Below are 25382 nucleotides of genomic sequence, written 5' to 3'. Positions count from 1 at the left end.
ACCTTAGTCGCCGCCGCGAAGTCTCGCGTGCTGAGTGCGCCCTAGCCTGCAATTGGGGTGATTTCGAGGTCCATCTCCGCACCATCGCGCAGCAGCCGCACCGTGGTGGGGTTATCCGAACCATTGCTCCACACCGCCACCTGTAGTTCATCCGCGCTGGTGATATCGCGGTCACCGAGACCAATAATCACATCCCCCTCGCGCACACCTGCGGCAGCAGCGGGACTATCAGGCAGCACCGTAGCCACCCGGGCCCCCACCAGGGCGCCGTTGCCCGCAGTCGCGGCGGTCACCCCGATGCTGGGGTGCAGCACCTCAGTGCCGCCGATGATCTGGCGGGCGACGTCGATCGCGCTATTGATGGGGATGGCGAAACCGATGCCCTGGGAGCCACCAGAGGTCGACAGGATCATCGTGTTGATGCCGATCACCGCGCCCCGCGAATCGACCAGGGGGCCACCGGAATTGCCGGGGTTGATGGAAGCGTCAGTCTGGATCGCGTCGGCGGCGCCGTCGGTATCGCTACCCTCCCCGACCAGCCGCACTGGGCGGTGTAGCGCGGAAATAATGCCGGAGGTGACGGTTCGGTTCAACCCCAGTGGGGAGCCCATGGCGATGACCTCATCGCCGACGCGCACCGCATCGGAGTCACCCAAGGCCGCCACACTCAGCCCGGCAACATCATCAACCTTGATGACCGCCAGGTCCGTTTCGGTATCTCGGCCGACGATGCGGGCAGGCACAAGTTGGGAATTGCCGGAAGATTGGAATTGGACCTGGATCTCCACCTCCGGGTTTTGCGCCGCCATCGAAATGACGTGGTTATTCGTCAGGATGTGGCCCAGATCGTCGATGACAAAACCAGAGCCGGAACCACCCTGCTCCGGCACTGCCGGGTTACCAACACGAATAGCGGCCACCGCGGGCTGTACCCGGTCGGCGACCTGCCCAATGAGCGTGTCCCCGCCGCGGCCTGGTTCCTGCACCAACTGGACTTTGTCCCCCTGGCTGCGGTCCCAACCGCCCAGGCGGCCGCCGAGGTAGCCACCCACACCAGCGATCGCAAGCGTCACCGCAGCGCCGAGGGCAATAATGCGCCAGGCAATGGGCGCACCAAAAACCACTTCCCTACCGGTTACCCGAGGCACCGGCACGACCGGGGTGGCCTCGTCTTGTTGCTGCTGGGGTGCGGCAATGGCGGTATCGCCGGGCCGCATCAGGGTCTGGTCAGTAGCGAAAGGGTTATAGCTGGCGTGTGCTGCGCCATCGTCGGCACGCACCTGGCCCGTAATGGCAGCACGGGTGGCTGCATTGGGGTGGCCGAAAAAATCGCCCTGCTCGGGCGGTAGCTGCAAACCGTCGGCGGCCTCAGCGTCGGCAGGGGCAGAAAACCTCGCCGCGGTCTGCGCATCCGGCTGGTGCAGCTGGGCTCCGATGCGCTGTTCATAATCGGGGGCATTGCGGAAAGCCGGGTCGGCGCCGCCGGAGACGCCATCGGGCCGCGCGAAGGCCCGATCCTGGGGGCTGGTCATGGACGAGGCCCCCACATCCGGGCATTCCGAAGCTGGCGCAGCGTCAATTCCAGTGCCGCGGTCACAGATTTCGGGGTGCGGCGGTCAAGGTGGCTGGCATCGGGACCATTAGGCGAGATTTCGCCTTCGGTGAAACTCGCCAGCCGGGAGCGCAGTTCAGCGGGGATGTGGATATTGCCGCTATCGCGCAGACGGCGGGCGGCTTGGCGCTGCCGGGCGACTTCGTGGCGGCACTCACTGCAGGCAAGAAGGTGCGCGGTGGCGCGGCGGTGGGCCACAGGCGGTAATTCACCGTCGACAAAAGAGGCGACTGCTTGTACCCCCAAGTGATCGGTGGAAGAGAACTCGGGGCTTCGTCGTTTCTTCTGCGGGGCGGACACCGTCACCTCCCTATGGCCGACTGTCATCGTGCTACTTGCCTACGACGATAGCCTTATTTGCGGCACCACTGCATGAGCACAGCCCGCAACCGCCTACTGCACGTGGGCGTGGCTGGCCTGGTCCTGCTGCGCTGCTTCGCGTTCGGCCTCGGCGCGCTTGAGGTGATCGCGCAGTTCGGTACGGGCGCGGTGGATGCGGGAGCGCACCGTGCCCATCTTCACGCCCAGGGTTTCTGAGATTTCCTCGTAGGTCAGGCCGACCACGTCACACAGCACCACAGCGGCGCGGTATTCGGGTCGCAACGCTGCCAGGGCGGCGTCCAGATCCGGGTCAAGGTTGGCGTCATGCCAGGCCTGTTCCGGGGTGGGGGTGGTGCCGGGTACCCGGTCGTAGTTCTCCGGCAGCGCTTCCATCCGGATGGTGCTGCGGTGGCGGACCATATCCAGGAATAGGTTCGTGGTGATGCGGTGCAGCCAGCCTTCGAAGGTGCCTGGGCGGTAGGACTTCAACGAGCGGAACACGCGCATGAAGGTTTCCTGGGTGAGGTCCTCGGCGTCATGCTGGTTACCGGTCAGCCGAAAGGCAAGGCGATAGACCCCGTCGGCATGCTGTTCTACCAGCTCAGCCCAGGTAGGCATATCGGCTTGGCCAGCGTCGAATGCTGCGGTGCCCCGCAGTGACAGCTGTCGTCCGGCGTCATCAGTCATGTCGCCTACTATTCCTCGTCGAGATAGGCACCAGTATATTGCGCCCTAAATAAACTCTGTGAATCAGGTTAACTTTTTTGGGCTAAAGATGCCAGTAGTGAAGTGATAGAAGAATAACGCGCACGCCACATAAAAGCACCTCCACCTGGTCACACCGGCGCGTTACCGCCGCACGCAGGCGCAATGGCCGTAAAGTGTGGCCCGTGACGAACTCAGCATCCCCTCGCGAAGCCATCCGCGCACATATCTCGGCCACCACCGCCGACGATGAGGCCCTCGCTGCCGCCCGCGACGCCGCCGCCGAACTGAGCCTGCCTGTGCCCTCCCCCGCCGACGGGGAAGCCCTGCAGCTCATCGCCGCTTTAGCCACCTCGTCCACCGGCGGTGGCGGCAACTGCGTCGTCGCCGCCCCCGCAGCCGGGGTGATCGGCATCCACTTGCTAGCTGGCATGGCAGAAAACGGCCATATCAGCTGCATCGACCCCGATACCGAACACCAGCGCCTCGCCAAAGAGGCCATCAACGGCTACCGCACAGGCTCAGCGAAGCACCGCTTCTTGCCGGCCCGGCCTACCGACGTGATGGGCCGGCTAGCCACTGACTCCTATGACCTGATCTACGCAGAAGTCGCCCCCGCCGACCTGATGACGGTGCGTGACCTGGCCTGGCCGCTGCTGCGCAAAGGCGGTGTGCTGGTTTTAGGTGGCAGCCTGCTCGATGGCACCATCGCCGATGACAGCCGCCATGACCGGGTGACCACGGCTGCCCGGGATGCTGATGCAGAACTGCGCGCGACATCTGGTGCGTTGGTGGCGCGGATGGATATTTGTGGCGGCGCCACGGTGCTACACAAGCGCTAACGGCCGCACAGCCTGCGGCTGGCTTGTACCAGCGGCCGACGGCGACCCGCTGGGGCGGATATAGAACAACCCGCAAGGAAGCTGCCTTGCGGGTTGTTGTGCGACTGGGGGGGTTGTGGCTAGATAACTTCGTTCTTGCCCACCGTGACCACGCCGCCGTCGGAAATGCGGAAGCGTTCCGCGTCGCGCTCATGGTCCACACCGACGATCTCACCGTCGGAGACGACCACGTTCTTATCGAGGATGGCGTGGCGCACCACAGCGCCGCGGCCGACGCGCACGCCGGGGAAGAGCACCGAGCCTTCAACGGTGGCGCCATCTTCGACAATCACATTGGACGAGAGCACCGAGTTGCGCACAGTGCCGCCGGAAATAATTGTGCCCGAACCCACCATGGAGGCCTGGGCGATACCGCCCTGGACGAATTTCGCCGGGGGCAGCATGGCTTCGCCGTAGGTGTGGATCGGCCAGCGACGGTTGTACAGGTTAAACACCGGGTGCACGGAGATGAGGTCCATATGGGCCTCGTAGAAGGCGTCGACGGTACCGACATCCCGCCAGTAGGCCTTATCGCGCTCGGTAGCGCCGGGCACCTGGTTGTCGTTGAAGTCGTAGACGTAAGCTTCCCCGCGTTCGACGAGCATGGGGATGATGTCGCCGCCCATATCGTGATCGGAATCCTCATTTTCGGAGTCTTCCTTGATCGCCTCGATGAGGGTGGAGGTGGTGAAGATGTAATTACCCATCGACGCGAAGGTCTGGGTTTCATCATCAGGGCAGCCGGGCGGGTCGGCCGGCTTTTCTAGGAACTGGGTGATCCGGTCATCACTATCGGAGTCGATGCAGCCGAATGCGGTGGCTTCTTCGCGGGGGACGCGAATACCGGCCACGGTCACACCAGCACCGGATTTCTCATGGGCGTCGAGCATCTGCTCGGGGTCCATCCGGTAGACGTGGTCAGCGCCGAAGACAATGACGTACTCGGGGTCTTCGTCATAAATCAGGTTCAGGGACTGCAGGATGGCATCAGCAGAGCCAGTGAACCAGCGCTTACCCAGTCGCTGCTGGGCGGGCACTGGGGTGACGTACTGACCAGTGACGCCGGATAGCTGCCAGGCCTGGGAAATATGCCGGTCAAGCGAGTGCGACTTGTACTGGGTCAGCACACAGATTTTCACAAAACCTGCGTTGACCAAGTTCGACAGCACGAAGTCGATAAGCCGGTACATGCCGCCGAAGGGAACAGCGGGCTTGGCGCGGTCTGCGGTTAACGGATATAGGCGCTTGCCTTCACCGCCGGCAAGCACGATGGACAGGACGTGTCGTTTGCTCCTCACGTCCTCCAACTTACGTGCGTTTTGTTCTACGCGCTGGGTATCGCGCGACACTGTGGGCCTGGTTACTCCCCAACGTGGGTGAGCCTCGCTGCGGGCTGCCTCATGCTGCGGCGAGCACGGCCGAAAGCAGGGCGCTGGTGGCCGAACCGGGATAGGCTTGAGTTATGCGCGTTGCGATGATGACCCGAGAATATCCACCGGAAATCTACGGCGGCGCCGGTGTGCACGTCACTGAGTTGACCCGCTTTATGCGCGGTCTCGATGACGTCCACGTCGACGTGCACTGCATGGGTGCGCCCCGCGATGAACAGGACTGCTACGTCCACGGCGTCGATCCTGAGCTTGCCGACGCTAACCCCGCAATCAAGACCCTGTCGACGGGCCTGCGGATGGCATCAGCAACAGAAGGTGTGGACGTGGTGCATTCGCACACCTGGTATTCGGGTTTGGGCGGGCACCTGACTGGTTTGCTGCGCGGTGTGCCCCATGTGGCCACCGCCCATTCCTTGGAGCCGCACCGGCCGTGGAAGCGGGAACAGCTCGGCGGCGGCTATGACGTCTCCTCCTGGTCGGAGAAGAACACCATGGAGTACGCCGATGCGGTGATTGCGGTCTCCCAGGGCATGAAGGGCGCCATTCTCGACGCCTACCCGCGTATTGATGAGTCCCGGGTGCATGTGGTGCTCAACGGTATTGATACCCAGCTGTGGGCCCCGCGCCCAACGTGGGAGGAGTCGCAGGAGGCCAACGGCTGGTCGGTGCTCAACGACCTGGGTGTTGACCCCAACCGCCCGATTGTTGCGTTTGTGGGGCGGATCACCCGTCAGAAGGGTGTTCCGCACCTGCTCAAGGCTGTCGCCCAGTTCGATGAGGATGTGCAGCTGGTGTTGTGCGCCGGCGCCCCTGATACCCCAGAGATCGCCGCGGAGACTGAGCAGCTGGTGCAGCAACTGCAGGCCCGCCGTGATGGTGTGGTGTGGGTGAAGGAGATGTTGGAAAAGGAGAAGCTGCAGGAGATTCTCACTGCGGCCGATACTTTTGTCTGCCCGTCGATTTATGAGCCGTTGGGCATTGTGAACCTTGAGGCTATGGCCTGCGGCACCGCCGTGGTTGCTTCCGATGTCGGCGGTATCCCTGAGGTTGTTGTCGATGGTGAGACCGGCACGTTGGTCCACTACGACGAGAATGACCCGGAGGGCTTTGAGCGCGGTATCGCGGAGGCCGTTAATGCGATGGTCACTGACCGTGACCGCGCTCGTGCCTTCGGCGAGGCAGGCCGCACCCGCGCGGTGGAGACCTTCAGCTGGGAGAATATCGCCGAGGAGACGGTGAACGTCTACCGCAGCCTGATGTAGTAGCTAGTCGGCCAGGCCCAGGCGGGTGATGTGCGCCCGGGCGGTCACGGTCATCTGCTCGGGCAGGGCCGCGATCCGCTCGGCGAGCACGTCGGGGTGGATATGGCGTGCCGACGGGCTCATCCCGATCTGGGCGGCAATGGCGTCCTGGGCCAGGGTCATCTCAAATTCGACCATTTCGGGTTCCCCAACTGGGGTGAGGTGGCCTTCGGCCTGGGCGATCATGCGCTCGACCTTGCCTTTTTCTACGTCGATAATGCCCAGCGGGGCGCGTAGTTCTGCCAGGTGGCCCTGGGCGGCGGTGAGCACCACAACCTGACCACCGGGCTTGAGCACGCGGGCAAATTCCTCGGCATTGCGCGGGGCGAAAACCACGGTGATGGCGTCGACGGAATTATCGCGCAGCGGCATCCGGGACCACGCATCGGCGACGATGGCGCCGACTCGCCGGTGGCAGCCAGCCAGGCGTTTGGCCGCCGGCACGGAGACGTCGATACCCACCCCGCGGGATTGGGCCACCCCGTCGAGGGTGTGCGCCAGGTAGTAGCCGGTACCAGCGCCGACTTCGCAGATGACGGGTTCGGCTTCATCGGCAACACCGGCCTCATCGAGGGCGTCTTGGACATTGCCGGTGACGGCTTCGACGAAGGGGCCGTAGTGACCGCCGGAGAGGAAGGTCTCGCGGGCTGCGATCATTTTTGCGTCATCACCGGTGTAGCGCAGGCCCGCTCCCCCGGCCAGGGTGACGTATCCCTGGCGGGCGACATCGTAGGAGTGCCCGGATTCGGACTTTAGGGTTGCCCAGTCTGCGTCGCCGCGCGTGAGCGGGGTGCCGTCAATGGGATCGGCAAGAACATCAATGATGTCGGCTAGCACGGGTCCTCCTCGTCGATGGGGGTGGGCGGTGTGCGGAAAAGTTCATATCATCTTACGCGCAGTGCTGTCCCCGGCTACGGGCACATATGTATCGGCGGTTTCACCAGGCACTATGGCTTGGTGAAACCGCCGATTAAGGTGATCGCTGCAATGCGCTTCACCTTGGGGGTCGGTCCCGTTGTTTAGGAACCGACTGCGGACAGTGCGGCGCCGAGTTCAGCGGCCTCATCTGCGGTGAGCTCGACTACCAGCCGGCCACCGCCGTCAGCCGGTACACGCATGACAATCTTCTTGCCCTCTTGTACGGCTTCCAGAGGTCCGTCTCCAGTTCGCGGCTTCATCGCTGCCATATGACACTCCTTCACTGTTCCCTGACCCAGCCGTCAGCGGCGTGGGCTCATAGGTGCCATTCTATGCTTTTCCGACGCCGCTGTCGGCTCTTCGTTCCTTCTGCGCTTGCCGACGGCGACGCCGACGGGGCCGCCGATCATCATTTTTGACCCCCACACGCGCCAAAACGTCGGAAACGTGCACAGCTGTGCTGGTCTCTTCGGCGGCTTGATGTCGCGTATCTGTCTTATTGGCGCCTTGATTGGCACCTGGTACGAATGCGCTGAACAGCAACCACAGGCACAGCCAGGTCGCGGGAATGAGCAGGATATACACCGCTGACTCGATCCACTGCTGCATTCCCATTGCTACTCCTGATCAGCGTTGATAGTTCTCAGCGGCGGCCGGTCCGGCGCGAGGGTGCGTTCTATTTCAGCAGACCGGTCAACACCGCATCGGCGCAGCGCAGTCACCATAACCTGGTGGGCCATTGCGGTTAAGTCCCGCAGTGGCCGGTTGCGGTGCCGCCGCGCACCTAAGTCCACCTCGGCGATAGCGCAGCGCCCGTACCGGTCTGCGATATCAATGACGAGTCCTATTTCCACACCGTAACCGGCGGCGAAGGGCAACTGTTCGAGCACATCACGTCGGGCGGCGTACTCCCCGGACAGTGGTTGCACCAAGTCGGCCAGCTGTGGTCGAAAAGCACTGAGCACGGGCCGGGCGGTCAGTTCGGTGACGCGGCCGCCACCGGTATCGCCGGGCAGATCCCGACGGTAGCGGCCTTTGACTAGACGCACTGGCGCGTCCTGCGACCAACTCTGCTGTAGCGGCGCGATGAGTCGGGGCACCCACTCTGGGTCTGGGTCGCGCAGATCGGTGTCGAGAAAGACCACGATATCGCCGGTTGTGGCGGCTAGTCCGCGCCACAGCGCTTCGCCTTTGCCCGGTTGGGGTTCGCCAAGCCCGGTAACCTCACGCCAATTGACCACGGTGGCACCAGCAGCCCGGGCGTGCGCGGCGGTGTTGTCGGTGGAATCAGAATCGACAACCACCACCTCATCGACCAGGCCGCTGTGCAGGTGCGGCATGACTGAGGCGACCACACCGGCGACGGTGTGTTCTTCATTCAGGGCCGGCAACACCACCGAGACCGTCGGGGCGGGCTGAGGTGTCATTGCAGGCCTCGTACGGTGGACAGTGGTGCGACCTCGCCGGTGATTGCTGCGATCATGCGGCAGGTATCGATTGTTTCGGTGACCTCATGTACGCGCAGCATCGCCACCCCGCACAGGCTTGACCAGGCGGTGGCGGCCAGGGTCCCGGCGACTCGGTTGTCAACATCGCGGCCCAGGGTCTCTCCGATGAAGTCCTTATTCGACAGGGCCATCAGGACCGGATAGTCACCTTCGGTCAGCTCCGCCAGGCGTCGCAATAATTCCAGCCCGTGGTGGGTGTTCTTGCCGAAATCATGGGTGGGGTCGATGAGGATTTTCTCGGCCGGCACCCCGGCGGCCTCGGCTTTTTCGGCTAGCCGGTAGGTATCGCGGCGTACCGCATCGACAATATCGCGGTAGTGCACCCGCAGTGGCCGGGTGCGTGGCTGGACATCTCCGGTATGCGAACACACATATCCGACGCGGTGCTGGCCGGCGACGGCGACAAGTTCTGGGTCATGGCCGGACCAGGTGTCATTGACCAGATCCGCCCCGGCGCGGATAGCGGCGTCGGCGACGTCGGCACGCCAGGTGTCCACACTGATGAAGACCTCCGGGTGCTGTTTTTTCGCCTCGGCGATAGTGGGCACCACCCGGTCAATTTCCTCGGCGGCAGCAACGACCGGGCCAGGGCCGGCTTTGACCCCGCCGATATCGAGCACATCCGCCCCGGCGGCGACCACGTCGTCAATGCGCCGCATCGCGGCGTCAAACGATGCGGTCGCGCCGCGGTCATAGAAAGAGTCCGGGGTGCGGTTAATGATGGCCATTACCGCCGGCAGCTGGCTGCGCTGGAATGCGGACAGCGGGACTGTGCCGTCACCAGCAAAGGATTCACTGGTGGGTGTACCGGCGGCGGAGGCGTCCTGGTTACCGAGCATCGGCAGCTCCGGCGTTATGCCGGGCGGCTTCTGCTACCTCACGGACCCGCCCCTCGTGGGCATCCCGGATATGTTCCATTGCCTCATCGACACTGTCGGTGACGAAGATGAGGTCCATATCCTCAGCGGAAATCATCCCTTCGCTGACAAGCCGCTCCCGCATCCAATTCACCAGGCCACCCCAGTGCTCAGTTCCCAGCAGCACGATGGGGAATTTCGTGATCTTGCCGGTCTGCACCATGCACAGCGCCTCGAATAGCTCGTCGAGGGTGCCCAGGCCACCAGGTAGACAAATGAAAGCCTGGGAGTACTTGAGGAACATCGTCTTGCGGACGAAGAAATACCGGAAGTTCATGCCCAGGTCGCACCACTCATTGAGGTGCTGCTCATGGGGCAGTTCAATACCCAAGCCCACCGAGAGGCCATCGGCATTCCATGCGCCACGGTTAGGCGCCTCCATCAGGCCCGGGCCGCCGCCGGTGATGCAGGCATAACCGGCCTTGGCGATCGCCTCCCCCATCTCCATGCCGAGGGTGTAGAGCGGGTCGCCCTCTTTGGTGCGGGCGGAGCCGAACACGGTGATGGCTTTGGGGATCTCAGCCAAGGCCCCGAAGCCCTCCACGAATTCACTCTGGATGCGCAGCACCCGCCAGGTGTCAGTGTGCAACCAGTCCGTATTGGGCTGGGTGTCCAGCAGGCGGGCGTCGGTGGTGGAGCGTTCCGGGTCATTGCTGCCGTCATCGCGGACCATCAACGGCCCACGCAACCGGCGGATGCGGTCTGGGGAAGGGGTGCGTTCCGGGGCCACAGTATTCTCCGTTCGACGAGAGTGACTAGCTAGTGAGGTAGCGCTGCAGAATCTGCGCGACCTGGCGGATCATGGATTCCGGGCAGTGTTCCCCGGGGGTGTGGCATAACGACGGGTCACCGGGGCCAAGGTTGACCGCGGGCATCCCTAACGCCGCGAACCGGGACACATCGGTCCAGCCGTATTTCGCCTGCGGCGGGGCCCCGCAGGCCGCCACCAGTTCCGCGGCAGCCGGCTGGCTCAGGCCCGGCGCGGCTGCGGCACTGATGTCGTCGTATTCGATGCTGAGGAGCTCATCATCACCAATGGCTAGCACCTGCTCAAAGTGTGCTTTGGCTTCTTCGACGCTGCGGTCGGGGGCGAACCGGAAGTTGACGAACATCCATGCTTCATCGGGCACGGTGTTATTGGCCACCCCAGCCGACAGCTTGGTCACCTGCATGCCTTCGCGGTACTCAAGGCCATCAATATCGACGCTACGGGCCTGGTAGGCCGCCACCCGGGCGATCACTGGGGACAGCCGGTGCACGGCGTTATCACCCAGCCAGGACCGGGCGGAGTGGGCGCGGGTGCCGCCGGCGGTGACCTTGATGCGCAGTGTGCCCTGGCAACCAGCTTCGATCACGGCATTGGACGGTTCCCCAAGCAGCGCCACATCGCCGTCGAGAAGCTCGGGCCGTTGCTGTTCAACTAAACCGAGGCCGTTGTATTGGGCGGCGACCTCTTCGGCTTCGTAGAGCACCAGTGTCATATCGCGGGTGAGTTCGTCACTATTGGCCAGGGTGGCGAAAGCATGCAGGTAGCAGGCATCGCCGGCCTTCATATCGACCGCGCCTAGGCCGTGTACCGCGGGGGTGCCATCAGCACCAGGTGCCCGGTGGGAGGGCAGGTTATCCGCAGCCGGCACGGTATCGAGATGCCCGGCGAGGATGACGCGCATCGGCAGGTCGCGGTGGGTGCGGGCCACGAGGGTGTTGTGTACCCGGTCGACAGTGACATTCGGGATATCCCGCAGGACCTGTTCCACGGTGTCGGCGATATCGGCTTCGTGGTGGGACTGGCTGGGGATATCGACCAGCGCAGCGGTGAGATCCACCGGGTCGCCAGTCGGGTCTAGGGAATAACTCACGTCTCGAGACTAACGCGGATTCTGTGTGAGCGCCCAGGTGATCCGGTCGTGCAGGTGCGCCGCGAGCCCGTGGAGCGCATCCCCATTCGGTGGTGCGCCGGCGATGAGGTGGGCCACCAACGGCTGGCAGCCTTCTGGCGTAACGACGGTGGCGTCGGTGGCGGGCAGCTCAACAACGCCGGTATCGAGCAGGAAAACCTTGATGTGGGCGCCGTCGGGAAGCTGCGGTACCGGCTGTGGGTCGGTGCCGGGGCATACCAGCACCGCCACCCGTGAACCGTGCACCGCGATCGCGGGCACCCCGGCAACCACCGTGGCCCCAGGAAGAGCCCGGCAGATAGCGCTCAGGCAGGTCACCGCAGCGTCGGAATGCGAACCAATAACCAGCTGGTCGCCTTGCCGTATATAGGTGGGATCTAATTCGCGGCGGGCGTCGCCTAATTCATCAGCGGCCCAATTGGGCAGCGCGGCAAGACGGTGCTGGCGGCGGCGTTCCGCAGCGTTGTACTGGACCCGGGCTATCGCACCGGCTACCGCGCCGGCTGCTGCCCCACCGACGAGCAGAATCGGAATCCACGCATCCGTGGTGAGCAGTGTGGCCACTAAGGCCACAACGGTTAGCCCCACCACCACCGGCCAGTGCCGCACCGCCACCATCGCGATGATCTCCACTACCGCCAATACCAGCGCCAAGATCAGCGCCGCCGTTAGCGCCAACCAGCCCCAGCGCAGCCACAACACGTCGGCAACAAGCGCCACTACTGCCAAGGGAACAACCGGGGCAACGGTGCCAACCATTGAGATCGCGGCGGTGACCGGGGTGGGAAGCTCAGTTGGTCGGCGCATGGGGACCTCTCAGTTCGCGGGTGGAAACAGCCTCGATATTATGGGTTCATGTTGACTTCGGGTGCCTCCGCCATCGGTATTGCCAATATCGCAATGGATGGGACAGTCCTCGACACCTGGTATCCCTCCCCGAGGCTGGACGACAATATCGACACCTCCGGCACCCGGCGGCTCAGCGCCAGGGACGTCACCCCGCAGCTGCTGCGACAGGTACTTATCGACGAGGACCGCCATGTCGAGCAGGTCGCCGTACACACCCATATCGCCGATCTCTCCGCCGACGCAATCGACGCCCATGATGCCTACCTGCGGCTGCACCTGCTCTCCCACCGGGTCGTGGAGCCTTTTCAGATCAATATGAGCTCGGTGATTTCCAAGCTCAACACTGTGGCCTGGACTAATAAGGGCCCGTGCCTGCCGTATAGCTTCGAATCGGTGCGCACCAACCTGCGCACCCGCGGGCTGATCCACGTCTATTCCATCGACCTGATGCCCCGCATGGTCGATTATGTTTTGCCCGATCACGTCCGCATCGCCGAGGCCGAACGCGTCCGGCTTGGCGCCTACCTCGCGCCGGGCACCACGGTGGTGCGGGAAGGGTTTGTCTCCGTCAACGCCGGCTCGCTGGGCCCCTGCAAAATTGAGGGCCGCGTCTCGTCGAATGTCACCTTGGGTGGGGGCACAAATATTCAGGTCTCTGGTCTGGTTGCCGCCCGCCATGACGAAAATCGGCAGCGGGTGCCCCTGCGCGTCGGGCAGCGGTGCCGGATTGGTGTGGCTGCTGGCACCGTCGGGGTGGATTTAGGTGATGATTGCGTGATCGACAACAACATCCTCATTGACCCTGATGTGTCGATTGACCTGGTCGAAGAGGGTCGTCGGGTCAATGCGTGGGAGCTGGCCGGGCGGGATCGGATGCATTTCTACCGCGATCCGGACCGCAGCTCAGTGTGTATGCGCACCACCGATCCGGTGGCCTAAACCGCACCGGGGCGGCACGATTTAGCTACCCCCTTGGGGTTTTTCGGCACTACGCTTAACTAGCTGTGGCTTCGCCCGGTAACCTCAGCCCCCATGAACGACAACAGCACCTCATCGCCGGTAGCCGGCGGGGCAGCGGGAAGTGTCACCGCTGATACCGAAGGCTTAGGCTCCGGCCTCAAAGTACGACACCTGACCATGATGGGCCTCGGCTCCGCTATTGGCGCCGGGCTTTTCCTCGGCACCGGCGTGGGCATCAACCTCGCTGGTCCGGGCGTGCTCATCTCCTACATCATCGCGGGCATCATTGTGGTGTTCTGTATGCAGATGCTCGGTGAGATGGCCTCGGCCCGGCCCGCCTCGGGTTCTTTCTCCACCTACGCGGAGATGGCCTTCGGTTCCTGGTCTGGTTTTGTGCTGGGCTGGATGTACTGGTTCATGCTGATCATGGTGCTCGGCGCCGAAATCACCGGCGCGGGCGCCATCATGGGCACCTGGTTGGGGGTGCCGGGCTGGATTCCGGGCCTGGTCTGTGTCGTCTTCTTCGCCCTGGTCAACCTGGCTAAGGTGAGCGGTTTTGGTGAGTTCGAGTTCTGGTTCGCTTTTATCAAGATCTTCGTCATCATCGCCTTCCTGATTCTCGGCATCGCCTTGGTGTTCGGTCTGCTTCCGGGCACCACCTTCGTCGGCGCCCAGAACATTGCTGAGTCCGGTTTCCTGCCTAATGGTCTCTCCGGTGTTTCCGCTGGCCTGTTGGCTGTTGCCTTCGCCTTCGGCGGTATTGAGATCGTCACCATCGCCGCCGCTGAGTCTGAGGACCCGAAGCGGTCTATTGCTGCGGCTGTGCGCTCGGTGATTTTCCGCATCCTGGTGCTCTACTTGGGTTGCGTGCTGATCATCACCTTGCTGTTGCCCTACGAGCAGATCAGTGGTGCCGATTCCGCCGCCGATTCCCCGTTCACCCTGGTGCTGCAGCAGGCCAACCTTCCCGGCGTGGTTGGCTTCATGGAGGCCATCATTGTGTTGGCCCTGTTGTCTGCGTTCAACGCCCAGATTTACGCCACGTCCCGCCTGGTGTACTCCATGGCGCAGCGCGGCGAGGCCCCTGGCCTGTTCAATAAGGCCAATAGCAGTGGTGTGCCGATTCCGGCGGTCATCCTGTCGATGATTTTCGCGTTCCTGTCTGTCGGCTTGCAGGTGGTGTTCTCCGGCACCACGTTGTTGGAGTGGCTGTTCAATGCTGTCGGTGGCTGCCTGCTGGTTATCTGGGTGTTTATCGCACTGTCTGAAATTAAGCTGCGCCCGGAGTTGGAGAAGGAAGGCCACCTGGAGATCAAGATGTGGGGTTACCCCTTCCTGCCGTGGCTGGCGGTGGCCATGATTGCTGGTTTGGCTGTGCTGATGCTTACCGACGACAGCGCCCGCTACCAGGTCATTGCTGTGACCGTGCTGTTCGTGGTGTTGGTGGTGACCGCCTTGTCGACGAAGCCGCTGCGTAGCCGGGCCCGTGCTACCGCCGAGCGTAAGGAAGCTGAAGCTCGGCGCTAACAGCGTCGACTGATCATTGCGGATAAAAAGGGGGAAGCGGCCACCAATGCGGTGGCCGCTTTCTTGTACCCTTAACCACCATGACTACTGGAGCACGCGCACTTGGCCTGGCCACTATCACCGATGACGGCACCACGTTGGATGCCTGGTTCCCCGCCCCGGAGCTTACCGACGGCGGCGCCGGCACCCAGGTCACCCAGACCGATGATCTGCCCGAGCACCTAGCGGCCCTCACCGGCACCGATGAGGCCCGCGGCACCCGCCGTGTGGGTGTAGAGGTCACCATCGGCGACCTGGATGCCGCCCCCGAGAGCGCCGCGGACGCCTACCTGCGGTTGCACCTCATCTCCCACCGTTTGGTGAAGCCGCATGGGGTGAATGTGGACGGTGTGTTTGGCCTGCTGGCCAATGTGGTGTGGACCAACCAGGGCCCCTGCGCGGTGGCGAATTTCAACGAGACCCGCGCTAAGTTGCAGGCCCGTGGCCCGCTGAATGTGTACTTGGTCGACAAGTTCCCCCGCATGGTTGATTATGTGGTGCCCACCGGTGTGCGCATCGGTGATGCTGACCGGGTTCGCTTGGGCGCGCACCTGGCTGAGGGCACCACTGTGATGCACGAGGGTTTCGTGAACTTCAATGCCGGCACCCTGGGTAGCTCCATGGTGGAGGGCCGTATCTCTGCTGGTGTGGTTGTTGACGATGGTTCCGATGTCGGCGGCGGCGCCTCCATTATGGGCACTCTCTCCGGTGGCGGTAAGCAGGTTATTTCTATCGGTAAGCGCTGCTTGCTCGGCGCTAACGCCGGTGTGGGTATCTCCCTGGGCGATGACTGCGTGGTCGAGGCTGGGCTGTATGTCACCGCTGGCACCAAGGTTGTTGTCAAGGATGAGGACGGCGAACGCACGGTGAAGGCCGCTGAGCTGTCTGGTGGCTCCCATATGCTGTTCCGCCGCAATTCGCTCTCCGGTGCCGTTGAGGTGGTGCCGTGGGCCGCTGAGGCTGTGGCGCTGAACGAAGAGCTGCACAAGAACTAGAAAACCGAATCGGAAACCCTTTTCCACGATGGGTGCACGCGAGTAAGGTGTTGCTCATGATCGAGTCACGCTCAAACCGTGCCGTCGCCTCTGAGGAGGCCACCACTACCTCTACCGCCTACAGCGTTGGTGCTGTGGCGGGGCTAGTGATCATTGCGGTCTTCGGCGGACTACCCACCGTGATTGAGGGCCAGCCGAAGTGGGCAGCTATCGCGGGTGTGGTCGGTGTCATCGTCGGAGCGGTGATGCTAGGGGTGGCGCTCAATGGTGTGCTGCGGGAACGCCGCCGCCAAGCCAGCCACTAACCCACCTGCCTCCCTTCTGGTCGGGCCCCAAAAAATGACCGTGCCGCTCCCCCTTACACCGGGAGCGGCACGGTCATTGTGCTTGGGCGCCTAATTATCGGCGGCAATGCGACTAGCTGCGGCCTCAATCTTCTCGTCCGTGGCGGTCAGGCCAATGCGCACATGCTGGTGCCCCTTGGGGCCGTAGAAATCACCGGGGGCGACAAGCACGCCACGCTCGGCGAACCAGTCCACCGTCTCACGGCAATCAATGCCTCGACTCACCCACAAGTAGAGGCCACCGTCGGAGTCATCAATGGTGAAACCGGAGTCCAGCAGGGCTGCGCGCAACAACTCCCGGCGGCGGGCATAACGACGCCGCTGCTCGCGTTCCTGCGCGTCATCACCAAGGGCAACGATCATGGCCTGCTGCACCGGGCCGGGCATCATCAGGCCCGCATGACGACGCGTTTCTAATAGTTCCGAGATGAGCTTCGGGTCGCCCGCGAACCAGCCGGCACGGTAGCTGGCAAGATTCGACGTCTTCGATAGCGAATGAATGGCCAGCAGGTTCGTGGTGTCCCCATCGCAGACCCGGGGGTCAAGAATGGATACTGCCTCCTGGTCCCAGGACAGGCCCAGGTAGCACTCATCGGAGGCAATAATGACGTCGCGTTCGCGCGCCCAGGAGACAACCTTGCGCAGGTGCTCAACACCTAGCACCTTGCCGGACGGATTCGCCGGGGAATTGAGGTACATCAACGTCGGCGTCGACGGGCCGAGCTGCAGGGTCGAATCCGCGCGCACAAAATCAGCGCCGGACAGCCGGGCACCGACCTCATAGGTCGGGTACGCCAATTCCGGGATGACAATGGTGTGGCCCTCGCCGATGCCGAGAATAAACGGCAGCCACGCGATGGCTTCCTTCGTGCCAACCACGGGCAGCACCTGGCTATCCGGGTCCAGCTCGATGGTGCGGTAGCGCCGCGTCATCGCATCCGTCAACGCCTGACGCAGCTGCGCGGTGCCGATGGTCTGCGGGTAGCCGGGGGCGGCGGCGCCGTCGGCAAGCCCCTTTTGGATGGAATCGGCAACCGGGTCCACTGGCGTGCCGACGGAGAGGTCCACCATGCCGTCCGGGTGCTGCTGCGCGGTGGCTTTCGCGTCGGCAAGCGAATCCCACGGGAAAGCTGGCAGCCGGTGATCCGCGGGCACGCGGGGCGGACGGGGCATGGCGGTTACTCCTTAGGCATTAGGTGGCAGGTTCTCGATGAACGACACATCGAAATCCTGGGGTCCGAGGCGGGCTGCGCCGCCAGGGGAACCGAGTTTGTCGAAGAAATCGGCATTTGCGTCGGTGAAGTCGAGCCACTCATCGGGCAGATCGTCCTCATAGAAAATAGCTTCCACGGGGCAGACCGGCTCGCATGCGCCGCAATCGACGCACTCATCGGGATGAATATAGAGAGTTCTCTTGCCTTCGTAGATGCAATCTACTGGGCACTCTTCGACGCAAGCACGATCCATCACGTCGACGCAGGGCTGAGCGATGACGTAGGTCATGGTGTGCGGTGTCGCCTTTCCACGGGTGAAGGGAATAATGCAGGCTGCGTTGTATTGTGTCACCTCTGCCGACGTAGAGGCCAACCACCCCCGGCAATCCCCGCGATAAGCAGGGCCAACGGGCGCAGCACCCCGGCTAGGGCCACATCGCCGCCAGCCGGCAGGAACGCCCAGAAAAATACCAGCACGAAACCCGCCACCCACACATAAAGCGGGATGGACGCCACGGTGCGGTTCGTGGTCCACAACAACATCGTGTTGGTGATGATGAGGTTCATGAAATACGCCATCACCACCGTCCACGGCATAGGCACCGTCACACCCCACACGGTGAGATAAGTGCCCAGGTAGACAACCTCAATAATGAGGGCCGCCAAGGCGGCCACGCTCAGCACCACTGTGGCGCCAATGCGTTCGCCACGGCCGGTGTCCTGCCGGACTTGGGCACGGCTGGGGTCTCCCCAATGCGGCTCCGAAGGCTGTTCAGTGGTCATTAATGTCCTGGCTATGAAGGCGGGCGGCTAATTACCAAGCAGCGTGCTAAGACGCTCCCGGTCCACGGTACCGGGTACATAGTGCTCCACCGGCAGCAGCGGCTGGCACAGCAGGTTCGACAATGCCCACACCCCAGCGGCCGCCCCGGAACCATCCACCGCACCGACGGCCGGTTCGGGATTAGTGTCACTTATACGACCATCACCGATCCACACCTGGGTGGCGTGGGCGGCCATAGCTTCCCGCTTGGCCGTGATGTCCTCAGCGTCCAGGTGCACCGCCACTGCCCCGGCGGCACCAGCATCCGCACAAGCAATCTCGTCGGTATTGGTCGGTCGCCAACCATCGGGTATCTCAGTGATGGCGTCAAGCCCGGCCTGCAGTGCCTGCCGGTCAGTGACCGCCCAGGCGGTGCCGTAGAGACCAGCCTCATCTGCGGCGGTGCACTCTGCGCGCAGCCGCTCGGTGGCGGCCACAGTCAGCTCATGGGCGCGGATATGGTCCGGGTGGCCATAGCCGCCATCGGCGTCATAGGAAATGACAAGGTGCGGGCGCACCGCGGCGAGCAGGCCCATCAGCTCCTCGACGGCGGCGGCACCGGAATTGACTAATGCCTTGGTGTTTTCAGCGGTCGCCGACCCGGCCATGCCGGAATCGTGGTACGCACCAAGACCGCCCAGTAGGCGTGGTTGGTGGGCTGGGCCATTAACCCCCAAGACGGCCAGGGCGTCGGCAAGCTCACGCACCCGGAAAGCGCCGAGCTGGTCGAGTTGATGATCCCCAAGGGCCTGGTAGGTATCGCCGATGATCTCACCGTGCTCGCCGAGGGTGCAGGTGATGACGCTGACGTCGGCACCCAGGCGGCGCAGTTTGGCCAACAGCCCACCAGTCCAGATGGATTCATCATCGGGGTGGGCGTGGACGGCGGCGATGCGGTAGTGCGACAGGGGCATAACGCTCTTTTCTAATCAATGCGCCGCCACTGCGGCATAGTCATGAAAATTCCGATTTCCGCATCTGCGGGCCAATAATTCACCGTGGAAAACCCCTCGGCGATGATGGAATCACCAACGACGGTGAGCACGGTGTCCCGCACAATCGGCAACTCCACTGCTTCTGCTGCCACTGCGGCGGTCAGTTCTTCGGGCACGTCGACAGTGTCCGCGTACTGCGTGAGGAGTTGTTCGACGTCTTGGTCACAGATTCCGGACAAATTGGTCCCGCGGGCGGGAATCCGCCGCGTCGAGGTGTCGGCATCGGCTGGCTCGGTCGAGGTCGTAGTTGTCGACGTGGTGGCCGAAGACGTCGCCGAGGTATCAGCTGAAGCATCAGTCGCCTCGTCCTCATCGGGTGCGTCATCCCAGGTGGATGGGGGCACCGGGGGCGTGGCCTGACCATTATCTGGCTTGCGCGACACCCGGGACTCACTTGGGCAACCAAACCGGTCAGCCATAGCCAGCACAGTGTCAGCCTCATCGACCCAGCCGACCACCAGGTCCACCTGACCATAGGGCAATAAGGTGCGTGCCAGGTCATCGGCGTCGGCACCAGAGACCGTGGTGGGCACACCGGCGGCGGAAAGCTCAGCGGCGATGGCCCGGGCTGCGGCAACCGAGGTGGCATCCCCCATGGCACCAATGACGAGCGGCTGCGCTGGAAGCGGGGCGACTGCGGCGTCGTCAGCAACGGGCCAGCGCTGCGGGATCTGCAGGTCATTGCGACGCCCGGTGGCCACCGCGGCGACATCGCTTTGGTTAATCGCCCCCAACACCGCGCGGCGCACCGGCGCTTCCGCTAGCCGCGGGGAGGACACATTGGCCTGCACGGTAAGGGTGCGGGGCCGGTTGAACGTCACTTCGGTAGCGCCAGGCACCATGGAGTAGTTCAGCGACGTGGTCTCTTCCGGGCGGACCTGTACTGCCTGCAGGCGACCAGAGCGCAACAGTTCGGCACCGGCGACGGGGCCGCGCTCAGCGCGCAGGACCAGCGATTCCGTCAGCGGTGGGCGGGAACCCCAGAAGCGGTCATTGCGCACCAGGCGGATCTCATTGCGCCCGATATCAATATCTTTAACGGCGTAGACATTGCCGGAGGCGAGCACCTCGCTGCGCATGATCGTGGCGAAGGAGTCACCAGAAGAGCGCAGCAGGTGGCTGGGCAGCAGGTGCGTAAACAGGGTGCGCCATTCCGGCAGTGGGCCGTCGACGGTGACGTCGACAATGCGGCCGCCGCCGGAGGTGCTGATCCGCTCAATCCGCTCGTAGGCTGCTGCATTGCGCACCCCAGGGGTGGAGGTAATGCCGTCGCGTAGGTAGGTGAAGTCCGACCCGGAGATCGGGGTGCCATCGGACCACTGGGCGCCGGGTTTGATGCGGTAGCGGAATATTTTGCGCCCTGCGGCGCGCGCGGCGGTATCGGGATCGTCGGCGGTATCCCCATCGGCGTCGACTATATCGGCGGATTCCAGCAGGTCAGCGTTCATTACAAGCCGGTCGGGGTTGACTGGGGAATGCACGAAAGCGCTGGGCAGCACCATATTGGCCACCAGGTCCACCACGGGTGAATTTTCGTAGGCCAGGTGGGGGTTAAAGCCTTCGTCGAATTCGCCGACTCCGACGGTGATCTCGCTGGCTTCGGGGTCGGTTACCTGCACGGGCACTTGGTTGGCGTCGCCGTTATCGACGATGGGCGCCTCGGTGGGTTGGACCATGCACGCCGAAAGCAGCCCGGCGCTCAGCAGCGTGGCGGCCACTGACCCGCGGCGGGCGCGTTGGGGTACGCGGGAGCCACTTGTCATGGGCGTCATTCTAGTCTGTGAGCGCCGGGATACTGGTTTAGGTGGTGCGGTTGCGGGCCTTCTCGCGGGAACGGGCGCGTCCCCGCTCGGTGGCGTTGAGGATGACCTTGCGCACACGGATGCCGTCTGGGGTGACCTCAACGCACTCGTCGCCGCCACAGAACTCCATGGCCTCATCCAGGCTGAGGTTCTTGGCCTTTTCCAGGGTCACGGTGGCGTCGGCATTGGCCGAGCGCATATTGGTCAGCTTCTTTTCCTTGGTGATGTTGATGTCCATATCTTCATCACGCGGGTTTTCGCCTACGACCATGCCTTCATAGGCCTGGTCGCCGGGCTCGACGAAGAAGGAACCGCGGTCGCCGAGCTGGGTGAGGGCGTAGGCGGTGATCTGGCCGGAGCGGTCGGCAACGAGGCTGCCGGTATTGCGGGACTTGATCTCGCCGGCCCAGGGTTCGAAACCGGCCGAGTAGTGGTTGGCGATGCCGGTGCCCTTGGTCTCGGTCATAAAGGTGGTGCGGAAACCGATCAGGCCACGGGCCGGCACGGTGTATTCCATGCGGATCCAGCCCGAACCTTGGTTGCCCATCTGATCCATGCGGCCCTTGCGGGAGGCCATGAGCTGGGTGATGGCACCGAGGTATTCCTCCGGCACGTCAATGACGAGGTGCTCGGTGGGCTCATGCAGGGTGCCGTCGATGGTGCGGGTAACGACCTGGGGCTTGCCGACGGTGAGCTCGAAGCCTTCGCGACGCATGGTTTCGACGAGCACGGCTAGTGCCATTTCGCCACGGCCCTGGACTTCCCAGGCGTCGGGGCGCTCGGTGGGCAGCACGCGTAGCGACACGTTGCCGATGAGTTCTTGGTCCAGGCGGGCCTTGACCAGGCGGGCGGTGACCTTATCGCCGCCGCCCTGGCCGGCCATCGGGGAGGTATTCACACCGATGGTCATGGAGATCGCCGGCTCGTCGACGGTGATGCGCGGCAGCGGGTTGGGATGCTCGGGGTCACACAGAGTGTCGCCGATCATGATCTCGTCGATGCCACTGATGGCGGCGATATCGCCTGCGATGGCCTCGTCGGCGGCGACTCGGTCGACACCGACGGTGCGCAGCAGCTCGGCGACTTTAGCGTTTTTAATGTGCTGGTTGCCGTCGGAGTCGTAGTGAATCCAGGCGACCTGCTGACCCTTGCGGATACGGCCGGAGTGGATACGGATCAGGCCGATGCGGCCCAGGAAGGACGAGGAGTCCAGGTTGGCGACCTGTGCCCGAAGGGGCGCGTCGATATCGGCGGAAGGTTCGGGCAGGACCTCGCGGATGACGTCGAAGAGCGGCTGTAGGTCTTCGGAGTCGGGGACCTCGCCGTCGCCGGGATTTTCGGTGGAGGCCTTGCCGGCGCGGCCGGAGGCGTAGAGAACCGGCAGTTCCAGGTTGTTCTCGGCGGCTTCGGCGGCTGCGGGGTCTTCCACAGTGCTGGCCAGTTCGAGGAGCAGGTCCTGGGCTTCTTCGACGACCTCGTCGATGCGGGCGTCGGGGCGGTCGGTCTTATTGACGCAGATGATCACGGGCATCGAGGCTGCGAGGGCCTTGCCGAGGACGAAACGGGTCTGCGGCAGGGGGCCTTCGGAGGCGTCGATGAGCAGGACGACACCGTCGACCATGGATAGGGCGCGCTCAACCTCGCCGCCGAAGTCGGCGTGGCCGGGGGTGTCGATGACGTTAATCACCAGGTCGCCACCATCGGCTGCTTCGCCGCGGCGGCGAATTGAGGTGTTCTTAGCGAGGATGGTGATGCCCTTCTCCCGCTCGAGGTCCCCGGAGTCCATGACTCGGTCCTGAACCTCGCCGTGGTCGCCGAAGAAGCCGGACTGCTCCAACATGGCGTTGACGAGGGTGGTTTTGCCGTGGTCGACGTGGGCGACGATGGCGACATTGCGGAATTCGGCGATGCTCACTGGGTGGTGGCTCCTGGAGATAAATGAAAAGAAAACTGCTACCCGCGATACTGGCCGATTATTCGGCCGGTCTGCGTCGGGGCGTTGCTTAGGCTACTCCCCACTGCCCAAAACCTGCGACTTCTACGCGGCGAGTAGCCCCGACTGATGGGAAAGGGGCCTGTTGTCGGGTGGGGTTCTGGCCTGAAAAAGCGACCCTGAGCGCCACATCAGCCACATATGTCACAGCAACCTCACCCGCCCCACTAGCCACAGTGGTTGATTTGGGCTACTGTTACTGGGGTAAAAGTCTCAGACGCGCAGATTTTGTGTTTTTCTCACGAAAAAGATCTGTGCGGCTATTATGGACCTAGTTCCAGCGGTCACGCGTGCCGCACGTTTTTCTGAACCGACCAAAACACCAAGGGGAATAACCAGTGGCCAGCAACCGTCGCTCCAATATCCGCCGCGTCGCAGCTGCGCTCGGCACAGCTGCTCTACTCACCGGTGGCGCCGTCCCGGCTGCCACCGCTGCTCCGTCTTCCAGCGACATCTTCCCGTTCGACCAGTTCGGCCGCCCGAACCCCTGGTTCGAGGAAAATGCGCGCGAAGCCATCAACAACCCCGCCGTGCCCGAAGAAGTCAAGGCAGCCCTGAACAAGGCCCTCGACTTCCTGGCTGGCGAGGGCGAGCCCGGTATCGATATCCCGACCCCGGGCCCGGAGATCCAGCAGTTCTTGCCGCCGACGGCTGCCGAGAAGTGCATCAATGGTGAGGGCCGTTCCTTCGGCCTGGCCACCTCCGTGCCCGGCCCGGCCGGCCTCCCGCTGCCCGGCGTCGGCCCGGAGCAGACCGCTTTCGTCTTCACCGGCCTGGGTACTGCAGGTGTGGCCAAGGAACAGCGCACTGAGATGAATGTGCACTGGTTCAACCTGGCCAATGCCCGCTACGGCACCACCCAGCTGAAGTACACCGGCATCAACCCTGATGGCCCGGGCACTGTCAATGGCACTGCCGATACCGGTAAGGGCCTTGTCCTCGCCGCCCTGGAAGGTGGCTTCACCTCCGCCGAGTCCGTCGGCCCGGTGGACTGCGAGTACACCCCGACCTTCGCGCTCATCCGCGTCGGTTTCTAAACGCTTTCTGCGTACCGCACCCGCTACAGCCACTGTGCTGTGGCGGGTGTTGTTTTTTCGCCCACTTTCTCGGCGCGCATTTTCTTAGCGCGCATGTTCTCGGCGCCCACTCCCCCGGCTGGGCCAGCACCGTTGTTGCTGGCCGGTAGTCTGGGGCTATGTCTGAGGACCACGCACCGGTCAAAGCGCCAAAGTACGAGCGCTTCGCTATCGCCGCGGGGGTCAACAGTGATCCCAAGGGTTTTCTGCGCGAGGTAGACACCTACCGCGAGCACCCCTTTGGGCTCTATCTGGCGCGCGGCGCCGACCACCCTGATTTCGGATATCTGCAGTCGTGGCTATTGCCAGATCTGGGGCTTAGGGTGAGTATCTTCCACCGCCGCCCCACCAGTTCCTACGATTTTGATTTCTACCTTGATATCGCCGATATCGACCGGCCCAGCAGCGATGGCGGCTCGTGGTCCACCACAGATCTTTATCTTGATGTTGTTGTTGCAGGCACCCAGGTGCGCGTCGAGGATGCCGATGAGCTCACTGCTGCTGTGGAGTGCGGCCTGGTAAGCGCTGAGCGCGCTGCTAGCGCCATTGATCGCGCGTGGACTGCGGCGGTGGGCATCACGGCCCAGCACGGCGATGTCGACGCATGGTTAGCTTCTCAGGGCTGCCCGGTTTCGTGGGCGCAGCCTGATTCAGTCACCCTGGTAGCGCAAGGCGCGTGGCCTGAGCCCACCCGCGATCCCCAACGGAGAGACCTCACCTCATGAGCGTTATTACCGATACTGTTCGCTCACATTTGTGCGGCTATTTTGAGCAGTCCAATCCCGATACTGCGCAGCTGACCTTCCTCGGTGCCGATGCGTTAACTCTGTTGCGCTTTGGCCCGGATACTGACTCAGTGGTCACCTATGCGACGCTGGGTTGTTCGGCCAACCCGATGCACGATCCGGCTGATTTTATGCCGGATCCCCATTCCGGCCCGCGGGCGGAGCTCATTTTGCCGCTGCGTGGCGGCCTCGATGAGGCGATTCGGCCCTTGGCAATGCTGGCTGCTTCCCCGTCGGTGGAGGGTTTGGTGCTGCAGCCGGGGGCGTTATTGGATTTCGCCGCACCGCTATGGACTGATTCGCGTTTTACTGGTTTTGTGCTTGCCGACGCTGATATCCCCAATGTGCCGATTAGCCATTTAGATGGTGTGGATGCCTCGGCTGAGGAGGTGCAGATTTTGCACGCGATCCCGGCGAGTGGCAATGAGTTCGCGCTGGCCCGGGCGAAGGGCGCGGCCGGGTTGCACCAGGCGTGGCAGGCCCAGGGGGCGGATGTTTCCGACCCCCATCGGGCTTCTGTGGTGTAGC

The 25382-nt window shown here is 63.4% G+C and carries 27 protein-coding genes; 9 read left to right on the top strand and 18 right to left on the bottom strand.

The window, feature by feature from the left end:
- Positions 1-41: 41 nt before the first annotated feature.
- The 3 genes from KRX51_RS03915 to sigE form a co-directional block, all read right to left on the bottom strand.
- Entirely contained in the window at positions 42-1532 is a 1491-nt protein-coding gene (locus KRX51_RS03915; protein WP_218361629.1) for a S1C family serine protease, read from the bottom strand.
- A complete protein-coding gene (locus tag KRX51_RS03910) occupies positions 1529-1939 on the bottom strand; it encodes a zf-HC2 domain-containing protein (RefSeq protein WP_218361628.1) in 411 nt (136 codons plus the stop codon). The genes KRX51_RS03915 and KRX51_RS03910 overlap by 4 nt, the downstream gene beginning before the upstream one ends.
- 66 nt (positions 1940-2005) lie before the next feature.
- Positions 2006-2620, bottom strand: a complete 615-nt coding sequence (gene sigE / locus KRX51_RS03905; protein ID WP_218361626.1) for an RNA polymerase sigma factor SigE — start codon at positions 2618-2620, stop codon at positions 2006-2008.
- A gap of 203 nt (positions 2621-2823) precedes the next feature.
- Here sigE and KRX51_RS03900 point away from each other — a divergent pair, with 203 nt between their 5' ends.
- Positions 2824-3480: an O-methyltransferase gene (locus KRX51_RS03900; RefSeq protein ID WP_218361625.1), complete on the top strand. Its 657-nt coding sequence runs from the start codon at positions 2824-2826 to the stop codon at positions 3478-3480.
- A 119-nt stretch (positions 3481-3599) separates the two neighbouring features.
- Here the strand turns inward: KRX51_RS03900 and glgC are convergent, their stop codons facing one another.
- Positions 3600-4817 carry a glucose-1-phosphate adenylyltransferase gene (gene glgC, locus KRX51_RS03895; RefSeq protein ID WP_218361623.1) on the bottom strand — a complete coding sequence of 406 codons (1218 nt, stop codon included), beginning with the start codon at positions 4815-4817 and terminating at the stop codon, positions 3600-3602.
- 164 nt (positions 4818-4981) lie between these two features.
- On the opposite strand from glgC, the gene glgA reads away from it, so the two are divergent.
- Positions 4982-6172 (top strand): glycogen synthase, encoded by a 1191-nt coding sequence (gene glgA / locus KRX51_RS03890; RefSeq protein WP_218361622.1) that lies wholly within the window; start codon positions 4982-4984, stop codon positions 6170-6172.
- Between the two features lie 3 nt (positions 6173-6175).
- Here glgA and KRX51_RS03885 read toward each other — a convergent pair whose 3' ends face one another.
- The 8 genes from KRX51_RS03885 to KRX51_RS03850 form a co-directional block, all read right to left on the bottom strand.
- The gene (locus KRX51_RS03885) at positions 6176-7048 is read right to left on the bottom strand and encodes a methyltransferase domain-containing protein (protein WP_218361621.1); all 873 of its coding nucleotides are present in this window, start codon (positions 7046-7048) and stop codon (positions 6176-6178) included.
- Between the two features lie 182 nt (positions 7049-7230).
- Positions 7231-7398 carry a DUF3117 domain-containing protein gene (locus tag KRX51_RS03880; RefSeq protein WP_218361620.1) on the bottom strand — a complete coding sequence of 56 codons (168 nt, stop codon included), beginning with the start codon at positions 7396-7398 and terminating at the stop codon, positions 7231-7233.
- 61 nt (positions 7399-7459) lie between these two features.
- Positions 7460-7744 (bottom strand): hypothetical protein, encoded by a 285-nt coding sequence (locus KRX51_RS03875; RefSeq protein ID WP_218361619.1) that lies wholly within the window; start codon positions 7742-7744, stop codon positions 7460-7462.
- Between the two features lie 2 nt (positions 7745-7746).
- Positions 7747-8556: a glucosyl-3-phosphoglycerate synthase gene (locus KRX51_RS03870; RefSeq protein WP_218361618.1), complete on the bottom strand. Its 810-nt coding sequence runs from the start codon at positions 8554-8556 to the stop codon at positions 7747-7749.
- A complete protein-coding gene (gene folP / locus KRX51_RS03865) occupies positions 8553-9365 on the bottom strand; it encodes a dihydropteroate synthase (protein ID WP_218362263.1) in 813 nt (270 codons plus the stop codon). Before folP ends, KRX51_RS03870 begins: the two co-directional genes overlap by 4 nt.
- 100 nt (positions 9366-9465) lie before the next feature.
- Positions 9466-10284, bottom strand: coding sequence for a TIGR00730 family Rossman fold protein (locus tag KRX51_RS03860; protein ID WP_218361617.1), 819 nt, complete (start codon positions 10282-10284; stop codon positions 9466-9468).
- 25 nt (positions 10285-10309) lie between these two features.
- Complete coding sequence (dapE, locus tag KRX51_RS03855; RefSeq protein ID WP_218361616.1) at positions 10310-11413, bottom strand: succinyl-diaminopimelate desuccinylase; 1104 nt, start codon at positions 11411-11413, stop codon at positions 10310-10312.
- A gap of 9 nt (positions 11414-11422) precedes the next feature.
- Entirely contained in the window at positions 11423-12259 is an 837-nt protein-coding gene (locus tag KRX51_RS03850; RefSeq protein ID WP_218361615.1) for a hypothetical protein, read from the bottom strand.
- A 48-nt stretch (positions 12260-12307) separates the two neighbouring features.
- On the opposite strand from KRX51_RS03850, the gene KRX51_RS03845 reads away from it, so the two are divergent.
- The 4 genes from KRX51_RS03845 (at position 12308) to KRX51_RS03830 (ending at position 16127) form a co-directional block, all read left to right on the top strand.
- Positions 12308-13240, top strand: coding sequence for a DapH/DapD/GlmU-related protein (locus KRX51_RS03845; protein WP_218361614.1), 933 nt, complete (start codon positions 12308-12310; stop codon positions 13238-13240).
- Positions 13241-13438: 198 nt separating this feature from the next.
- Complete coding sequence (locus tag KRX51_RS03840; RefSeq protein WP_370625048.1) at positions 13439-14788, top strand: amino acid permease; 1350 nt, start codon at positions 13439-13441, stop codon at positions 14786-14788.
- 80 nt (positions 14789-14868) lie between these two features.
- On the top strand, positions 14869-15822 hold the full coding sequence (gene dapD / locus KRX51_RS03835; protein WP_218361612.1) for a 2,3,4,5-tetrahydropyridine-2,6-dicarboxylate N-succinyltransferase: 954 nt from the start codon (positions 14869-14871) through the stop codon (positions 15820-15822).
- Between the two features lie 56 nt (positions 15823-15878).
- A complete protein-coding gene (locus KRX51_RS03830) occupies positions 15879-16127 on the top strand; it encodes a hypothetical protein (RefSeq protein WP_218361611.1) in 249 nt (82 codons plus the stop codon).
- Between the two features lie 90 nt (positions 16128-16217).
- Here KRX51_RS03830 and dapC read toward each other — a convergent pair whose 3' ends face one another.
- Genes dapC through typA form a run of 6 tightly spaced genes read right to left on the bottom strand, consistent with a single transcriptional unit; the run spans position 16218 to position 22915 of the window.
- Positions 16218-17339, bottom strand: coding sequence for a succinyldiaminopimelate transaminase (gene dapC, locus KRX51_RS03825; protein WP_218361610.1), 1122 nt, complete (start codon positions 17337-17339; stop codon positions 16218-16220).
- Between the two features lie 12 nt (positions 17340-17351).
- Positions 17352-17669 carry a ferredoxin gene (gene fdxA / locus KRX51_RS03820; RefSeq protein WP_218361609.1) on the bottom strand — a complete coding sequence of 106 codons (318 nt, stop codon included), beginning with the start codon at positions 17667-17669 and terminating at the stop codon, positions 17352-17354.
- 59 nt (positions 17670-17728) lie between these two features.
- Positions 17729-18163 carry a hypothetical protein gene (locus KRX51_RS03815; RefSeq protein WP_218361607.1) on the bottom strand — a complete coding sequence of 145 codons (435 nt, stop codon included), beginning with the start codon at positions 18161-18163 and terminating at the stop codon, positions 17729-17731.
- Positions 18164-18190: 27 nt separating this feature from the next.
- Positions 18191-19117: an N-acetyl-1-D-myo-inositol-2-amino-2-deoxy-alpha-D-glucopyranoside deacetylase gene (mshB, locus tag KRX51_RS03810; protein ID WP_218361605.1), complete on the bottom strand. Its 927-nt coding sequence runs from the start codon at positions 19115-19117 to the stop codon at positions 18191-18193.
- Between the two features lie 11 nt (positions 19118-19128).
- Positions 19129-20961: an ABC transporter substrate-binding protein gene (locus KRX51_RS03805; RefSeq protein WP_218361604.1), complete on the bottom strand. Its 1833-nt coding sequence runs from the start codon at positions 20959-20961 to the stop codon at positions 19129-19131.
- Positions 20962-20998: 37 nt separating this feature from the next.
- Positions 20999-22915, bottom strand: a complete 1917-nt coding sequence (gene typA / locus KRX51_RS03800; RefSeq protein WP_218361603.1) for a translational GTPase TypA — start codon at positions 22913-22915, stop codon at positions 20999-21001.
- Positions 22916-23331: 416 nt separating this feature from the next.
- Here typA and KRX51_RS03795 point away from each other — a divergent pair, with 416 nt between their 5' ends.
- The 3 genes from KRX51_RS03795 to KRX51_RS03785 all read left to right on the top strand — a co-directional run bounded on the left by KRX51_RS03795 (position 23332) and on the right by KRX51_RS03785 (position 25381).
- Positions 23332-24030, top strand: a complete 699-nt coding sequence (locus KRX51_RS03795; protein WP_218361602.1) for a hypothetical protein — start codon at positions 23332-23334, stop codon at positions 24028-24030.
- A gap of 158 nt (positions 24031-24188) precedes the next feature.
- On the top strand, positions 24189-24794 hold the full coding sequence (locus tag KRX51_RS03790) for a DUF402 domain-containing protein (RefSeq protein WP_218361601.1): 606 nt from the start codon (positions 24189-24191) through the stop codon (positions 24792-24794).
- The gene (locus KRX51_RS03785; RefSeq protein ID WP_218361600.1) at positions 24791-25381 is read left to right on the top strand and encodes a suppressor of fused domain protein; all 591 of its coding nucleotides are present in this window, start codon (positions 24791-24793) and stop codon (positions 25379-25381) included. Before KRX51_RS03790 ends, KRX51_RS03785 begins: the two co-directional genes overlap by 4 nt.
- Position 25382: the final 1 nt, after the last annotated feature.

This window comes from Corynebacterium sp. TAE3-ERU12, from assembly GCF_019209905.1.
Lineage (GTDB): Bacteria > Actinomycetota > Actinomycetes > Mycobacteriales > Mycobacteriaceae > Corynebacterium.
Note: the sequence above shows the minus strand (reverse complement) of the source record. Positions and strands in the feature narration are given on the sequence as shown.

Coding starts and splice junctions, on each gene's coding strand:
- KRX51_RS03915 (WP_218361629.1), bottom strand. CDS start 1,532: ATGACCAGCCCCCAGGATCGGGCCTTCGCGCGGCCCGATGGCGTCTCC.
- KRX51_RS03910 (WP_218361628.1), bottom strand. CDS start 1,939: ATGACAGTCGGCCATAGGGAGGTGACGGTGTCCGCCCCGCAGAAGAAA.
- sigE (WP_218361626.1), bottom strand. CDS start 2,620: ATGACTGATGACGCCGGACGACAGCTGTCACTGCGGGGCACCGCAGCA.
- glgA (WP_218361622.1), top strand. CDS start 4,982: ATGCGCGTTGCGATGATGACCCGAGAATATCCACCGGAAATCTACGGC.
- KRX51_RS03880 (WP_218361620.1), bottom strand. CDS start 7,398: ATGGCAGCGATGAAGCCGCGAACTGGAGACGGACCTCTGGAAGCCGTA.
- KRX51_RS03875 (WP_218361619.1), bottom strand. CDS start 7,744: ATGGGAATGCAGCAGTGGATCGAGTCAGCGGTGTATATCCTGCTCATT.
- KRX51_RS03870 (WP_218361618.1), bottom strand. CDS start 8,556: ATGACACCTCAGCCCGCCCCGACGGTCTCGGTGGTGTTGCCGGCCCTG.
- folP (WP_218362263.1), bottom strand. CDS start 9,365: ATGGCCATCATTAACCGCACCCCGGACTCTTTCTATGACCGCGGCGCG.
- KRX51_RS03850 (WP_218361615.1), bottom strand. CDS start 12,259: ATGCGCCGACCAACTGAGCTTCCCACCCCGGTCACCGCCGCGATCTCA.
- KRX51_RS03845 (WP_218361614.1), top strand. CDS start 12,308: ATGTTGACTTCGGGTGCCTCCGCCATCGGTATTGCCAATATCGCAATG.
- KRX51_RS03840 (WP_370625048.1), top strand. CDS start 13,439: ATGATGGGCCTCGGCTCCGCTATTGGCGCCGGGCTTTTCCTCGGCACC.
- dapD (WP_218361612.1), top strand. CDS start 14,869: ATGACTACTGGAGCACGCGCACTTGGCCTGGCCACTATCACCGATGAC.
- KRX51_RS03830 (WP_218361611.1), top strand. CDS start 15,879: ATGATCGAGTCACGCTCAAACCGTGCCGTCGCCTCTGAGGAGGCCACC.
- dapC (WP_218361610.1), bottom strand. CDS start 17,339: ATGCCCCGTCCGCCCCGCGTGCCCGCGGATCACCGGCTGCCAGCTTTC.
- fdxA (WP_218361609.1), bottom strand. CDS start 17,669: ATGACCTACGTCATCGCTCAGCCCTGCGTCGACGTGATGGATCGTGCT.
- KRX51_RS03815 (WP_218361607.1), bottom strand. CDS start 18,163: ATGACCACTGAACAGCCTTCGGAGCCGCATTGGGGAGACCCCAGCCGT.
- mshB (WP_218361605.1), bottom strand. CDS start 19,117: ATGCCCCTGTCGCACTACCGCATCGCCGCCGTCCACGCCCACCCCGAT.
- KRX51_RS03805 (WP_218361604.1), bottom strand. CDS start 20,961: ATGACAAGTGGCTCCCGCGTACCCCAACGCGCCCGCCGCGGGTCAGTG.
- KRX51_RS03790 (WP_218361601.1), top strand. CDS start 24,189: ATGTCTGAGGACCACGCACCGGTCAAAGCGCCAAAGTACGAGCGCTTC.
- KRX51_RS03785 (WP_218361600.1), top strand. CDS start 24,791: ATGAGCGTTATTACCGATACTGTTCGCTCACATTTGTGCGGCTATTTT.